This is a genomic window from Calothrix sp. FACHB-168, assembly GCF_963889195.1.
Lineage (GTDB): Bacteria > Cyanobacteriota > Cyanobacteriia > Cyanobacteriales > Nostocaceae > Aulosira > Aulosira anomala_A.
Genome location: NZ_CAWPNJ010000019.1, coordinates 237,911 through 251,646, shown reverse-complemented (window position 1 = coordinate 251,646; position 13,736 = coordinate 237,911). Strand labels below are relative to the sequence as shown.

The 13,736-nt window shown below is 32.4% G+C and carries 14 protein-coding genes; 5 read left to right on the top strand and 9 right to left on the bottom strand.

Annotated features, from left to right (window positions below; genetic code table 11):
- Nucleotides 1-5 precede the first annotated feature (5 nt).
- From AACW45_RS12320 to AACW45_RS12295, 6 genes are all read right to left on the bottom strand, one after another.
- On the bottom strand, nucleotides 6-263 hold the full coding sequence (locus AACW45_RS12320) for a hypothetical protein (protein WP_190628120.1): 258 nt from the start codon (nucleotides 261-263) through the stop codon (nucleotides 6-8).
- Between the two features lie 4 nt (nucleotides 264-267).
- Nucleotides 268-1,479, bottom strand: coding sequence for an AAA family ATPase (locus AACW45_RS12315; RefSeq protein WP_190628119.1), 1,212 nt, complete (start codon nucleotides 1,477-1,479; stop codon nucleotides 268-270).
- Nucleotides 1,472-1,762: a hypothetical protein gene (locus AACW45_RS12310; protein ID WP_190628117.1), complete on the bottom strand. Its 291-nt coding sequence runs from the start codon at nucleotides 1,760-1,762 to the stop codon at nucleotides 1,472-1,474. The genes AACW45_RS12315 and AACW45_RS12310 overlap by 8 nt, the downstream gene beginning before the upstream one ends.
- A 61-nt stretch (nucleotides 1,763-1,823) precedes the next feature.
- Nucleotides 1,824-2,243 carry a hypothetical protein gene (locus tag AACW45_RS12305; protein WP_190628115.1) on the bottom strand — a complete coding sequence of 140 codons (420 nt, stop codon included), beginning with the start codon at nucleotides 2,241-2,243 and terminating at the stop codon, nucleotides 1,824-1,826.
- A 1-nt stretch (nucleotide 2,244) separates the two neighbouring features.
- Nucleotides 2,245-2,676, bottom strand: a complete 432-nt coding sequence (locus AACW45_RS12300; protein ID WP_190628113.1) for a hypothetical protein — start codon at nucleotides 2,674-2,676, stop codon at nucleotides 2,245-2,247.
- On the bottom strand, nucleotides 2,673-3,761 hold the full coding sequence (locus AACW45_RS12295) for an RNA ligase (RefSeq protein ID WP_190628111.1): 1,089 nt from the start codon (nucleotides 3,759-3,761) through the stop codon (nucleotides 2,673-2,675). Before AACW45_RS12295 ends, AACW45_RS12300 begins: the two co-directional genes overlap by 4 nt.
- A gap of 71 nt (nucleotides 3,762-3,832) precedes the next feature.
- Between AACW45_RS12295 and AACW45_RS12290 the strand changes: the two genes are divergently transcribed.
- The 5 genes from AACW45_RS12290 to AACW45_RS12270 are packed head-to-tail and all read left to right on the top strand — an operon-like array spanning nucleotide 3,833 to nucleotide 12,452.
- Nucleotides 3,833-4,276 carry a hypothetical protein gene (locus tag AACW45_RS12290; protein ID WP_190628109.1) on the top strand — a complete coding sequence of 148 codons (444 nt, stop codon included), beginning with the start codon at nucleotides 3,833-3,835 and terminating at the stop codon, nucleotides 4,274-4,276.
- 1 nt (nucleotide 4,277) lies between these two features.
- On the top strand, nucleotides 4,278-10,010 hold the full coding sequence (locus AACW45_RS12285; protein ID WP_190628107.1) for a hypothetical protein: 5,733 nt from the start codon (nucleotides 4,278-4,280) through the stop codon (nucleotides 10,008-10,010).
- A complete protein-coding gene (locus AACW45_RS12280; protein WP_190628105.1) occupies nucleotides 10,007-11,011 on the top strand; it encodes a hypothetical protein in 1,005 nt (334 codons plus the stop codon). Before AACW45_RS12285 ends, AACW45_RS12280 begins: the two co-directional genes overlap by 4 nt.
- Nucleotides 11,008-11,505, top strand: a complete 498-nt coding sequence (locus AACW45_RS12275) for a hypothetical protein (protein ID WP_190628103.1) — start codon at nucleotides 11,008-11,010, stop codon at nucleotides 11,503-11,505. Before AACW45_RS12280 ends, AACW45_RS12275 begins: the two co-directional genes overlap by 4 nt.
- A complete protein-coding gene (locus AACW45_RS12270) occupies nucleotides 11,505-12,452 on the top strand; it encodes a hypothetical protein (RefSeq protein ID WP_190628101.1) in 948 nt (315 codons plus the stop codon). The genes AACW45_RS12275 and AACW45_RS12270 overlap by 1 nt, the downstream gene beginning before the upstream one ends.
- Here AACW45_RS12270 and AACW45_RS12265 read toward each other — a convergent pair.
- The 3 genes from AACW45_RS12265 to AACW45_RS12255 all read right to left on the bottom strand — a co-directional run bounded on the left by AACW45_RS12265 (nucleotide 12,435) and on the right by AACW45_RS12255 (nucleotide 13,705).
- Nucleotides 12,435-12,986 carry a hypothetical protein gene (locus AACW45_RS12265; protein WP_190628098.1) on the bottom strand — a complete coding sequence of 184 codons (552 nt, stop codon included), beginning with the start codon at nucleotides 12,984-12,986 and terminating at the stop codon, nucleotides 12,435-12,437. The genes AACW45_RS12270 and AACW45_RS12265 overlap by 18 nt on opposite strands.
- A gap of 61 nt (nucleotides 12,987-13,047) precedes the next feature.
- Entirely contained in the window at nucleotides 13,048-13,455 is a 408-nt protein-coding gene (locus AACW45_RS12260; RefSeq protein ID WP_190628096.1) for a hypothetical protein, read from the bottom strand.
- On the bottom strand, nucleotides 13,439-13,705 hold the full coding sequence (locus tag AACW45_RS12255; RefSeq protein WP_190628094.1) for a hypothetical protein: 267 nt from the start codon (nucleotides 13,703-13,705) through the stop codon (nucleotides 13,439-13,441). Before AACW45_RS12255 ends, AACW45_RS12260 begins: the two co-directional genes overlap by 17 nt.
- Nucleotides 13,706-13,736 lie beyond the last annotated feature (31 nt).

Sequence of the window (13,736 nt, the reverse complement as noted above, 5' to 3'; positions counted from 1 at the left end):
TCTATTCACCTATTGAATTTCTTTAGCACCATTTCAGCTTTTAGTTTCTCTTTTGAGATAATCTCTTTTAGAGCAAAACTTACTTCTTTTATATCTTCAGGACTGCTATCTATATCTAAATGCATAGATGACAATCTTATATCTACTTCAGTAAATAGAAAATCTATTGAGATATCTATACCTCTAGTAGTAACAGATGTTCTTACGCCTGCTTCTTGTGCAATTGCTATTAGAAACAGTAATTCGTAATAGATGTTATTCATGTATTTATACCTGAATAGTCTGATTAGTTACTGGTAAATAACCAGTTAATAAGCCGCCGTCATTACCGCATTCACTATCTATAATCTTCACCCAATCAGTAGAATAGTAAGTATGATAATGACCTGATATCTGGACGGCTCCCTCAATTCTATTAGTCTCATCTAACCACCAATGTATTCTAGGATCTTTACCCCCTGGAACATATTTGATGTTCTTATCTACAGGCCCATATAAAGCATTCTGTATCTCATTACCTGTAGGAATATATTGCTTCATTCCCACTGTATACTTTGCATGAGTACAGATAAATAACTTTCTACCACAATAGAATTTATAGAAGTAAGGTTGATTAGATAACCAATCTGCTATTCCTCTATAAGGAACATAATCTACCAGATCTTCTTCCCTCATCTCTTCCATAGTATATTCCAATCCATAGGAATATCTAGTCCTCTCTCCTCTAATAGCTTGTATTAGGTTCTTCTGGTGATTACTCTGTATTAGAGTAGCCCATCCTAAATCTACTAGCTTCTTAACTATATAGATACATCTAAGAGAAGAAGAGTAAGGTGGCAGATTAAGTTTAGGATCACTTAATCTAGGATCATTTAAATCTCCTAGAAATACACAGTAATAATTATTACTATTAACCCACTCAAAAGAGTCTATGTAGATACCTACTCTAAGTAATAGATTAGTTAACTTTTCATGTTGACCATGAATATCGCCTATAACTATTACATTATCTAATCCACTAGGATGGTTTCCATACTTCCCGAATTTATAGATAGGATCATCTGGTCTTAGGTATTGGTTATAGAATCTTCTAATAACTGCTTCACCTACTGATCTATCCCTAGCACTATCTCTTCTAATACATTCTTCTAAAGAAACATCAGTTAGAGATATATATTCAACAGTTGATCTACTTTGGGCGGCTATCTCTTCTAGTCTCTTAGTAGTATCTTGTTTCAGATTAGTGTCACTTGATATAACTATCTTTCCATCTTTTAGATACTTTCTAATTCTAGAATCTCTTATCTGTTTAACCTGGGTCTCTTTCTCTTTATTAAAAGGGAGATTAAGAATTCCCATCTCTTTTCTAATTTCATCCATCTCTACTACCACACTATTAATAAGAGAGGCGGCTAACTCCGCCGCCTTTGTACTCTTACCACTAGCAGGTAGACCTTGAATAATAATCAGTCTACTCAACTACATACTCCTTTAAACTAAGTTCCCATTTATTAGTATCGATACCCACTAGTTCTAATTCCTCTTGAGTAGCAATATCAGTAATCTTCTTAATCACTTCTAGCTTTCTCTTAATAAAAGGTATCATTAGAGAATTGTATACTTCTACATATTTCTCGTAAGTGTCGCTAGAACTGATAATACAATCTACTGCTGGCTTTATTGTCATTAAGCAGAAGGCTATATGATGTTCTCCATCTATTGTCTTACTAACACAATTAAAGACTCCGTTACTCTGAGCCATAGATAATAAGTCTAATAAAGCAGTTGCTCTATTAGATTCATAATCACTCTTACTTAATAAACTAATATTCTCCTTCATCTTTAGACTCCTTTCTTAAATAGTTATAGATTGTTTGTTGTATTGGAATAATTTCATTCAGAGCCTTTAACTCTTCAGGAGAAAGATTATCTCTAATAGTTCCTAAGGCGCTAAGTAATTGTTCATATTTTAATTCCTTCTCTATCCTTTCATCTCTTATCCTTTCTAATTGCCTCTTAATATCTACTGGATAAGCTAGTGTAGTATGGCTACTAATTATACCTAAATTCTTTCCTTCATGTTCAAATCTCACACATATAATGTCTTTATCTTCTTTCTTATATGGATTCTCTTCTTTGCTATTCATAACAATAGCTTTTACATCTTCTTTCTGAGCCATAGCTATTAGATCTAACATCGCCGCCAATCTTAGATCTAAGTCTTGATATCTTTCTAATGCCATACTAATTAATTACTCCTGTTTCTTTTACATATCTAACTAAGGCTTCTAATTGATCTTCAGTTAGCGCCTCCTTTGCTTTCTGTCTAGCTTCTTTAGATATCTCTTTTAGATAATTATCCCTTTCCAACTCTCTCTTGTAGGACTGAACCTTATCTACTACATTTTGTAACTCCCATTCCTCACTAGCAGTATTTAAGTAGTACTTCTGAGTAGTATTAGATAAGTCATACCACTTAAACTCAATTTCTATCTCACTTGATTTAGTTAGCTCATGGAAATCTATAGAAGTAACTTTATAAGAGCCTCCTATACTTTCCACTTCCAACATTAACTCTAGTAGCTTTCTAGGTAAGCTATTCAAGAACATTCTTCTATTCTGTGTTCTAGTTAATTCTTCTCTCTCTTGGATAATTCTCTTACTTTCTCTACTCATTCTTTAACTCCTAACCAAGAGGCTAATTTATCTATATGAGTGGTTCTTAAGCCTTCTCTAATAGAAGATGTATGTCCATCTACTAGAGCAAATATTATTCCACTATAAGGTAAATGTTTTATCTCCATAGCTAATTCCTTTCTGCCCTTTATATCTTTAACTTTCTGATAGACGATATCTATATCTTCTACTAGCTGTTTGTATTTATCTAGATAATCTATATAGATATCTTTGAAGGCGGGGAAATAAGCTAGAAACTCAGACCCCTCATTAGTTCTAACTATCTCTAATATTCTTCTAGAAGTAATACCCTCTTTAAGATGAGAGAGGGCTACATATTGAGGACTCTTTACTTTTACTCTTCTGAATTCTTTATCTACTACTACATATCCTTCTGATTTACTACCATCTATATCTACTATGGCGGCTTGAATATCCGCCCATGTAGTAAATGGATATGTCTTTATAGGTTCCCAGCCTATTTCTTTAGCTATCTTTAAGGGATCTAATTCTTCCAGAGTATCTAATCTACGCGCTCCATGTAAAATTAATCTACTAGTATCATGTCTAACTATGACTTGATTATATGGAGTTAATAACTCAAACATAAAACATACCTGCTCATTTAAATTTAATAAACAAGATATGTCGTATAGTTCATCAAAAGTCTTCCAGAATAAATCCTCAAAGGTAAAGTTAAAATCTCCTACTGAACCACTAGCATCTGGAGATCCACTAGTAGAAACAAACCATCTATTCTTATATTTAGCAATTGTACAAAGAGAGCCGTCTAGTTTCTCATAGCAAGTAGCATTACTCCAATCTATTTCATCAGCTCCATATTCTTCTGCATTATAAAAGCGTTTATAAGGATAGCTAATTACTTTCCAATTATCTTCTTCATCTAAAATAATACCTCTACATTGTTTTACTACTTCATGAGTTCTTGGAGAATCAATTTGAGAATATTTCAATAGGACTAGATTAGGAAATAATTTATGTCTCTTAGAACTAATAGCTAACTCTTTCTCTAAAGATTCTAAAGAACCTTTATCTCTTAAATATTTCTGAACTTCTAATTCCATTTATATTTCTCCTACATATCTGCATTAGATATCTCTTTAAATTAATTAATTAATAAATTGCCTCATCTCTTATGGATGAACTATTACAATCATTCCTATCTAAATTACCTACTGAAGATTATGGGCACCCTTTAGAATTAAGGGGCTCTAGAGTAAACACTAAATTAAAAGAGCTTAGACTTAGAAGCTTAAATGTAGAAAGCTCTAAACTAATAGGTCTAGCTATTCTTTTACAGAATATTAATTCTTCCTTATTTACCAATGAGGAATTAGAAATGGTTTCTAGATTAAGATTAGATTACTTTGATACTCTTCAATTACCTTCTGCATCAATAGTCTATAATCTATCTCCTTATAAATCCTTTCATGATACTGGCAGCTATAGAATTTATTCTCTATTAGATCCTCAAGATATATCTACTGCAAGTCTTCAATTAGGATTTGCTTCTTTTAATCAATATAATGTTACTTCTCTTAGAGAGATAGTAATAGCACTTATCAATAGAGGAGTTTAATATGACTGATACTAGAGAATCACTAATTAATGAAGCTAAGAAATGGGATGCTTACACTAATAAAGAAGGAATAATAGGAAGAATAAGAAAACTATATGAAGGTTCAATAGATAACACTTCTTTAGATTATCAAAGATATGGGAATCTTCCTACAGCTTTAGACTCTGTTTACTCAGCTTTGTTAAATAGCCTATCATACTTCCCTTTAGCTAATACTCTAGGAGAAAGCGAGGTATCAGATAATTTATTTGATATAAATAATATTCTAAATACCTATAATAATTTCAACTTAGTATATGCAAGAGTTAAAGGTAATCAGGATTTTAATTCTTCACTATTTCAGAAAGATATAGCTGTATTACCTAAAGCTATATCAGAGTTGCAGTCTATTACTAGTAGATGGTTAAAGTTAAATAAGGCTTCAACTAAACCTTTACTTAATGTAGATACTAAGAGAACTCCTTCTATTGATTTAGGTCAGAGCGGCAATCCTAATAAACCAGATAAATCTGAACTTCCTAAAGAAGTAAAAGATACACCAGAAAAACCTAGAGATACTTGGGGTGTTAGATTTAGAACTCTAAAGAAAGCTGATGATCCTAATTTTAATAACCCAAGTGCGGGCCCAGTTAATAATACTCAAATAACTGATAAAGAGTTTTACTTAACTTTACTACCAGCTATTAACTCTACCTTACCTATGCAAGGTAGTAGAGATGTTCCTAATGTAATGCCTGGATTATCTTTTAAAATAATTCCTAATCTAGCTAAGTTTAAAACTGTAGGCTTCCAACCTGTATTTCAGAATCTAGGTATGGATACTTTATTAGTTACTATGGTCGGCGCTTTTGCTGGTGGAGATGGAGCTAAACCATATGCAGATCCAGATAAAGCTCCTTGGGAACAGGTTGGTAATAGAAGTATATTTGATAATACTGCATCTTCTTTAGCTGAATTAAATAGTCTAGCTACTTTAGTAGATTCTTATAGAGATTTACAAGAGTTTTATAACTTTGCAATTCTACAAGGTGTAGAAATGGAAGTAGAAATCAACTCAAGTAAATATAGAACATTAACTAGTCCTAGTAAAGAAGATTCAGTAATAAGAGCTGCTAATGGTAATCCTAAATTCAAAGCCATAGTCAAATCTATGGAAGTATATCAACAACGTTCTGATAGAACTTGGTATACACTTCAATTAGAAGTATCTGATATGGGATTAGTTAGTAAGATTCCTATTAATCTAAATAATGATCTAACTGCTGCTATTCAGTTACAGAAAGAAGAGAATGCGGCATTAGATAAAAAGAATAGGATTAAAGCTGATGTAGCTTTAATGAAAAGATTAGGTGAGATTATAGCTTTAGCTGAAGGAAAAGATGGTAACGGTAAAGCTTTAGGTAAGGTAGAAGAGTTTGCTGCTGTTGATGCTAATGGTAGAGAAGTATTAGTTAATAAAATTACTTATGTAGATCCTAATACTGGACAAACTATAACAGAGTATTTTGTTAGGGGTACTTCTGATGGTTCTACTTATATAGATAGGATTAGTGAAAAGGAATTTAAGAATCTATCTGGAAGAAAGTATGGTGATGCGGCCACTGCTATTAAAAATCATGTAGTACTTGTTGGATCAGCAATAGGTTGCGCTACTACAATAGGAGCTAGTGGAGCCACTTTAGGTTTAACTGCTGGTTTAGCTGCTCTTATTTGTTTTGACACTGGGACTAGAATTAAACGCCTTATAGATCAAGGTCAAGGAAATGATCTAGGTAATAATGCTAGCGACCTAGAGTTACTATTAACTGTTCTTCCTGCTGCTAGTTTAGCTAAGTATCCTGCTAGAGCTTTAGGTATAAGTAAAGCTCTAACGACTGCTGCTCAAGGGACTGGTGCTTCTGCTAAGTTAGCTAGTGGTGTGTTAAAAGTTGGGGGCTTTGTAGCAGACCCTATATCAGGAGTATTAAAAGCTGTTGGTACTGTAGGTAAAGCTCCAGGAGCCGAATTAAATGCTTTAGGTGGAGCTGTTAAAGCTTTTGATGAATCTTTCTTTAGTCCCCTTACTACAGGTATAGTTAATAAAGTTACTTTAGGAAGATTATATAAAAATAGACCAGCTCCTATAACTTTTGGACAAGCTCTTAGTAAATATACTTCTGTTAAAGTATCTGGATCAGGAGTTAGTCAGGCAGCTAAGTTTGCAGATATAGAAGCAGATGTATCTACTGATGTTAGTTTTGATAAAGATATAAGTATTAAAGGAGTAGATGGAGTTGAGTATACTATTCCAGCTAATAATAACATTAAGGTTTCTAGAAACAGTGAAGGTAAAGCTGTCATTAAATTTGAAGATTATGCACCTGCTACTCCTGAATCAGTAGAAATAGTTCTACCTCCTGATGATGAATCTATTAAAGAGATTATAGAAAAGGTAGTAGCTATTAGAACACCACCCCCTCCAACTCCAGTAGAAAGAACTACTACTCCAGACCCAGAAGTTAAATCTCCCTCTACTTCTACACCTTCATCTCCTCCTAAAACATCTACCACTAGTTCTACTAGTAGTAGTACAAGTACTATTCCTAAAGGAACTAGTAGTAGGGCTATTACTGAAGTTGATACTGGTGGTAATTTCAAATATACTTTCGAGGGTACTCTACAAGAAGATATGGCTTCCTCAGTTGGAAGGATAGATAAGTTTCCTGCTGGTACTAAATTCACATATGAGGTATCTGGTAATAATTCAGGTGGTTCTATTTCAGGAAGTTCTGTTAAGAGAAAGATTACTTACCAAACCCCTGATAATAAAACTGGTTCTATCAATACTATAAAACCTGATTCACAAGAGAAAGACTTTCTTGATAACTTCTTCTATCAGAATAGTGAATCTACAGATGTTGTTGGTAGTTTTAAGAATAGTCTTTATTCACAGAGTCCTCCTGCTCCATATAAACCAGGTACAGCTAAACCAACTAACCCTACACCTCCTAGTGCAACTCTTAAATCAGATATTCCAGAAGGAGTAGGAAAAGCTTCAGGAACTCCTGCTAGAACTTATGAGTTTGAATTACAGAAAGATTCAACTGGTGTTATATCCGGTAAGAAAGGAGATATAGTTCAGATTCAATATGAAGATAGTGTTAATGGTATAAATGTATTTAATAAAAGAACTAATACTAATACTAGCTATCCTAATTATAAAACTGGAGGATCTACTTCTAATAAAGCAGAAGTAGATTTTATAGATAGTTTTGTAGCTAAGAATACAACTTCGAGTTCAAGTGCTCCTAAACCTCCATCTACACCTCCGCCAGATCCAGTAAAGGAAATTGTAGCCACTATTCCTCCAGATGTAGTACCCGATGTTGCTGTTGTACCATCAACAGCATCAACTACACCTACTTATAGATATTCTTATAAAGATACCTCTGGTAATTTAAAAGCAGTAGATCTAAGTGCAGAAGAGTCTGTAAGGATAAATAAAGTACTTCAATCAGGAGAGTTAGATTTCATTCCATCTGACTCAGATATAGTAGGCTTTTCTACTAGTTCTGATGATAATGTACTAATTACATATAAAAACTCTGCTGGTAAAGAATTTAAGCAGTCTATTACTAATGCGGAATTTCAGGAAATAGTAGAACAAGGAACTACTACTAGATATGCTTCTAGAAGAACTATAGAGAATGAAGTAGATTCTAGAACTTCTGATCTAGAACAATCTTTAGATGAAGCATTAGCTAAGAAACAAGCCAGGGAAGAAAGATTAGAGCAGTTTAAATTACAAGATCTTAATTATAGAAAGACTATACAAGAAAAAGCTGGTACACCTTATCAACCATCTGAAGCTAACTTTAGAGAAGTTAGGGTAGTTAAGAAAAAGGGTAAAGAAGTTAAAGAGTATGTTCCTATTAATAATAAAGTTAAAGAAGAAATACTAGCAATTAATGAAGATATATCTATAATAAATGATGCCATTAATCCAACAAAGATAGTTCCAGACAGAAAGGTTATAGCGAGAAATGCTATAGGGAGTCCTATAAAATATGAAGCAACAGGTAAATATAGAGTAACTTATACAAATAATAAAGGAGACGTAGTTGAGAAGATAGTTAGTAAACAAGTAGCAGATGGATTAGATAATGTTCTTGCAGAAAGAAGATTATTATTAGAGACTGGACAGATTGATGGCGATGGTCTATATACTCTTACTCCTACTAACTCTTCATTAGATATAGATCCTGTTATACAGACAGATGAGTTCCAGAAAGCTATAGATGAATTTATAATTCAACCAGAAGAAGTACCTAAACCTTCTGAGTTATTGCCTCCTGCTCCTAAACCACCCTGGGAAATAAATCCCGAAGCGCCTAATCCTAATCCAATTGATACTTCTGTTCCTGTAGAAGAACCTCCTATCCCTGTAGTAAATGAAGATGCAGTACCTAAAGTAATCGATGAACCACCTAAAGTTAATTCAGAAGAAGTATTAGCTGAGTATAAACAAGAATCAGATGCTATACAGGAGACTACTCCAGTAATTAATGAGACGGAAGCTTCAGTAGCAGTTCAAGAAACACCTACTACTACAACATTTGAGGATTTTACTCCACCTGAAGTTACACCTGTAATAGAGGAACCTATTGTTATACAGCAGCCAGTAGTTGCTCAAGATCCAGAACTAGTAGAGTTAGGAAATATTTCTGATGACTTAGATAATATCTATGAGGCGGCTAAGGAGGCAAATGGTATTAAACCTACACCTGCTATTGATCAGCCAGCAGAATTAGATATATGGAACTCTCCTATTGAAGAAGCTGCTCCTGATGTTAATCCTGACCCCACTCCCATAGAGACTACTAATACTACAGTTAACAAAGTTGAGCCACCTCTCCCACCTCCTATTCCACCTCCAGCTCCACCTCCTTCTATAGTAGTTCCTAATAAAACTTATGATTTAACTAACTCAGTTAATAGTACTAGTGAAAAAGTAGTAGGAGGATTAGTTTCTAATAGGGTTCAATTAAATCCAATTAGGTTATTAAGTAATCCTTTACTTCAATTAGCAGGAGCAGCTTCTCTTTCATTAGGTGTAGGATATGGATCTTTTCAATATGTTAGATCAGTTATCCTTTATGATAAGAAAGAGGAAGAAGAAAAGAAAAAGAATCCTAATACAACATATATACCTCCATCTCCTAAGAGTTCTCCTGGGCCTACTCCATTACAAAAAGCTATATCTGCTATTAGAGTTTCTAAACCTAATACTGTAGATCAAGTAGTAATAAGAACTGGATTTGCAGAAGAGTTTAGTAAAACAGTTAAATTAGAATTGCAGTTAATAGAGAACAAAAGAAGAATAGCAGAAGTTCATGCTAGATTTGCTGGGTTCAGTGGAATTCCTTTTCCCTCTGAAGGTAGAGCAGCTTTTAATAATAGTTCTTTTACTGGACAAGCACAAACTAACCAAACTATTAATAGTATAAATAATCTTCATCCGGTAACTAACTTTATATTAGAATCTGGTTACGCTGGTATTTTCATACCTAGAGGTCAATTTAATATAACTACTAATACTGAAACTATTATTGCTAAGGCTATTAACGTTAATATCCATGATCCTACTCTTACTTTTAGACCTTTTGATGATAGATTAGATGATAGAGAAATACCTTTAGATTCTATAGAAGAGATTAGATTACCTAATGGTAAATTCTGGAGAAAACCTAAATGACATATGATATAGCTACTGAGTTACAACTTAATATAGATGACTTAGCTAGTAGGGGGATAAATAACTTTATTCCTATTGAGTTAGATAATCTGACTCCTTATCTAAGAATAGTAAGAAAACAGAATCTTAAATATTTAGAGTATCCTAAAAGGGATAGATTTACTTTTGTAGAGCCTGTTAAGTTATTTCTTGGGGAGAAAGCTATTGAAATAATATTGAATGAGGATTATAGATATGTAGGTATCGTTCCTTTAGAGGGCCAATTAAACTATGAGTTCTATAAATCTATTACTGGTAAGAATACTATTACAGATAGTAAATTTCTATATGTGCCAGTTAATATAGGAACTACTACTAAACTAAGTTCTAAATTACCTAAAGTATATTCCTGGGATGTTAATACTAATTCTATTAATATTAATTATCCAGATAAGTTTTATATATATAACAGTCGAATAGAAGAATGGAATACTAATTTAGTAGTGATATCTGATAGATATACTCATAATTTTCTACCGGGTTTTTATTTTACTGGTAGATTAGTCACTCGCAAGGAACTAATTTTATATGAGTACCAGGACTTATTAGGATTATATGGGCCCTATACTAAGCTCTATACATCTCCTTTGCCTCCTATGCAATTAGATTTCCCTTTGGGATTTCCTTTAGAAGGGGAAATAGAGATAGAAGAATGTATATTAGATTCTATAGGTTATTATCCTGCTAGTGGATATCTCCATCAGATAGGAACCTTTACTGGATATAAGACTAATAATAATTACTTTCCATATCTTACTTTTTATATGTATGAGAGAAGTAATGGTACTGCTTTTCTATCTCCTATAAAGCCTCATGAATATGGACTGTCGTTAATTCAGCAGTTAATTCCCTATGCTAAATTATTAGATCCTTCTATAACTCTAATAGGATATAGAGGAGTACAAACATATACTATTAATACTTCAACAAGTAGTACAGAAGAAACAATTCACATATCATGATAAGTATATATACAAATCAATTTAGAACTAGATTAGTAGAAGATTATATAAAGATAAATCTAGTATCTTTTCTAATTCAGATGCCTTCTTTAGGCATTACTGATAGTCCTACTCCTACTGAACTGAATAATAGATTAAGTCTTACTATGAGTAATGCAGTTGCTCAGGAAATAGGAGCCACTAATTTATATGGATATAAAAGAAATATCATTACTACTTCTACTTCTAGTGAAGATCTTATAAATAGAGTTATTACTGTTACAGTAACTAGTACATTTACAGCAAATGGTGGAAGTATAGGGCCCGCCTCACATATTTGTTATGCAAGAGGAGCAGATGTATTAGGAGCTAGTGCATCTAATGGTAATAATAGAGGTTCTACTATAGGCACACTTATTAAAGTAGAACCTTTAGTACTTGCTCCTTATACAATTGCTAATGGGGTTACATTTACCCACAATACTAGCTTCATTGTTTCTACTAGGATTCTCTAATGACAGATTTATATGACAAAGTAGGTTTTACTTTAAGTAAAAGATTTCCTAACCTAATACAATCTTTTGGTAATTTAAATAATTTCTTATCTTTAGTTATATATAAAGAATTAGATCCTTCTATATATATACATAGAATATTAAATCATCCAGATAAGATAGTAGTAATAACTCCAACTGATTTATCATTTAATATTACTGAAGGAGATAATTCATTTAGGGAATCTTCTTCTATTAACTTAGACCATCCTTACTCTGTATATGATAAGGATGGGTTGTTGTTATATAAAGTATCTAATCATTCAGGGGTGTATGGTAATTCTATTCTAGATAGAACTTTAGTATTGCAATCTAAAGTATTAGATTATTATTATTTACAATATGATACTTACTCTTCTACTAAGACATTACTAATATTGATAGGTTTATATAGTGTTGGCATTAATAAACTTTTATTTAATAAAGATAAAGATTATAGTGCTAATAGAGTATCTACTTTAGAAGATCAGTCTTTAATTACTATTAATGTTAGTTCTCTAGAAAGAGATGTATCTAAAGAAGGAACTCCTTTCTATCCTCTTAGGGTTCATACTTTAAGATCATCTCCTTCATTAATCCCTAATAGAGAGCAGTTATTAATAAATGGAGCCACTTCAGAAGAAGACTATGATTTAGATATAACTGACTATTTCTTTCTCTATCCAATTAGTTCAGGATTCTATTCATTTTCTCAAGTAAAGGGAAACTTAATAATTCCTGTTGCTCCTAGTCTTATAGATGGAGAAGGATCTAATAGATTTATACTTTCAAGTCCATATGTTTATTATTTAGGAATGCACAAAGATATAAATATAGATATACTTAGACAAGCTTTTAATCTATTAGATATAGAAGATTTACCTGGTGTAGAACTAGATAAGAGAATTAATTTAACTCTTACTTTCTAATAAACTATCAGCCACTACTACTTTGACAATAGCTATTAGAGCATTAGGATAAATATCATATTGACCTTTAGGTAAAGATAATATTCTTTCTACTTGATAAACAGTACTATAGATACGAATAATATCTCCTTTACTATATCTGGCTTTACTTTTTATTTCTCCTTTTAATATCTTAGCTATATTAGGGGCCCCATCAGAATGATCATTATAGCTACCTAGAAGATCATTAGTGACATCTAATGGTTTTAAATAATAAACCGCTTCTATATCTCTAATAATCGTATCTTCTACTTTTACCACCTGACATTCTTCAATGTTAATAAACTTACTGTGCTGGGGATATTCTTTAGTAGATGATAAATAAACTGGACTTTCTAATAAACTTCTATAAGCTATTTCAAAAGTGTCAACTCGATATAGCTCATAATCTTTATTAGTAGAGAATATATAACCTCCTCCGTATTGCTTTTCTATAGTAAGAAGAGAACCTTTATATTCAATAGAGTAATATGTCTTTTTAATAGTCTCACTCATATTAGTTAATTAAACTATTGTCTTTAAATTAATTAGGCGGCTAGTTAAGCCGCCTATACTTTTATCTATCTAATATAAATCTATAGTTATATCCACCTTTTACAGGCTTACACTTCTCTATCTTTCCTACTACCTTATGAGTCTCTCTTCTAGAAGTAATAGTAATCGTTATAGGTTCGTAATTACTTATTAATTTATTAACTCCTGATAGATAAAGATAATTACCTTGTAGTTTAAATGAATTAGCTTTAAATTCTTCTTCTAAGAGAAAGACAGATATATCTTCTGTATTATTAATATCTAATCCTTTATTAAAAGTAGAATCATATTCTGCTAATACTTCTCCAAATAAATCTAGATTCTCTAATGCTAAATATAGAGTTTCTAAGTAGCCGCCACCTTCTTCATTTAATTTATCTAGCAAACAATTAAAGAGAAACTTAGCTTGTTCTCTATTCTCCTTCTTCATTTAGTCCATGCTCCTCTGCGTAGATTTCTATATATAGTTCGTATTCTTCCTGTGTCTGTTGCAATACATTATCAGGGTCAAAGTATGGTTCAGGAGGACTTACTCTATGTAATTCGTCTTGTTCTAGCCAATCATCAATACATTCTAATAAATCAGTTCTTTTGTTAAATAATGTTAATAGTCCAGTATCCTGAGGATGATCAAAGAAATAAGAATACCAGCCATTAACCCATCTTAATACCCATTTCATTTATCTATCTCCTAACTAATTAGGCGGCTAG

Bases quoted from the DNA above. Each gene is read 5' to 3' on its own strand.
- AACW45_RS12320 (WP_190628120.1), bottom strand. From the start codon at position 263: ATGAATAACATCTATTACGAATTACTGTTTCTAATAGCAATTGCACAA.
- AACW45_RS12310 (WP_190628117.1), bottom strand. From the start codon at position 1,762: ATGGCTCAGAGTAACGGAGTCTTTAATTGTGTTAGTAAGACAATAGAT.
- AACW45_RS12305 (WP_190628115.1), bottom strand. From the start codon at position 2,243: ATGGCATTAGAAAGATATCAAGACTTAGATCTAAGATTGGCGGCGATG.
- AACW45_RS12300 (WP_190628113.1), bottom strand. From the start codon at position 2,676: ATGAGTAGAGAAAGTAAGAGAATTATCCAAGAGAGAGAAGAATTAACT.
- AACW45_RS12295 (WP_190628111.1), bottom strand. From the start codon at position 3,761: ATGGAATTAGAAGTTCAGAAATATTTAAGAGATAAAGGTTCTTTAGAA.
- AACW45_RS12290 (WP_190628109.1), top strand. From the start codon at position 3,833: ATGGATGAACTATTACAATCATTCCTATCTAAATTACCTACTGAAGAT.
- AACW45_RS12285 (WP_190628107.1), top strand. From the start codon at position 4,278: ATGACTGATACTAGAGAATCACTAATTAATGAAGCTAAGAAATGGGAT.
- AACW45_RS12280 (WP_190628105.1), top strand. From the start codon at position 10,007: ATGACATATGATATAGCTACTGAGTTACAACTTAATATAGATGACTTA.
- AACW45_RS12275 (WP_190628103.1), top strand. From the start codon at position 11,008: ATGATAAGTATATATACAAATCAATTTAGAACTAGATTAGTAGAAGAT.
- AACW45_RS12270 (WP_190628101.1), top strand. From the start codon at position 11,505: ATGACAGATTTATATGACAAAGTAGGTTTTACTTTAAGTAAAAGATTT.
- AACW45_RS12265 (WP_190628098.1), bottom strand. From the start codon at position 12,986: ATGAGTGAGACTATTAAAAAGACATATTACTCTATTGAATATAAAGGT.
- AACW45_RS12260 (WP_190628096.1), bottom strand. From the start codon at position 13,455: ATGAAGAAGGAGAATAGAGAACAAGCTAAGTTTCTCTTTAATTGTTTG.
- AACW45_RS12255 (WP_190628094.1), bottom strand. From the start codon at position 13,705: ATGAAATGGGTATTAAGATGGGTTAATGGCTGGTATTCTTATTTCTTT.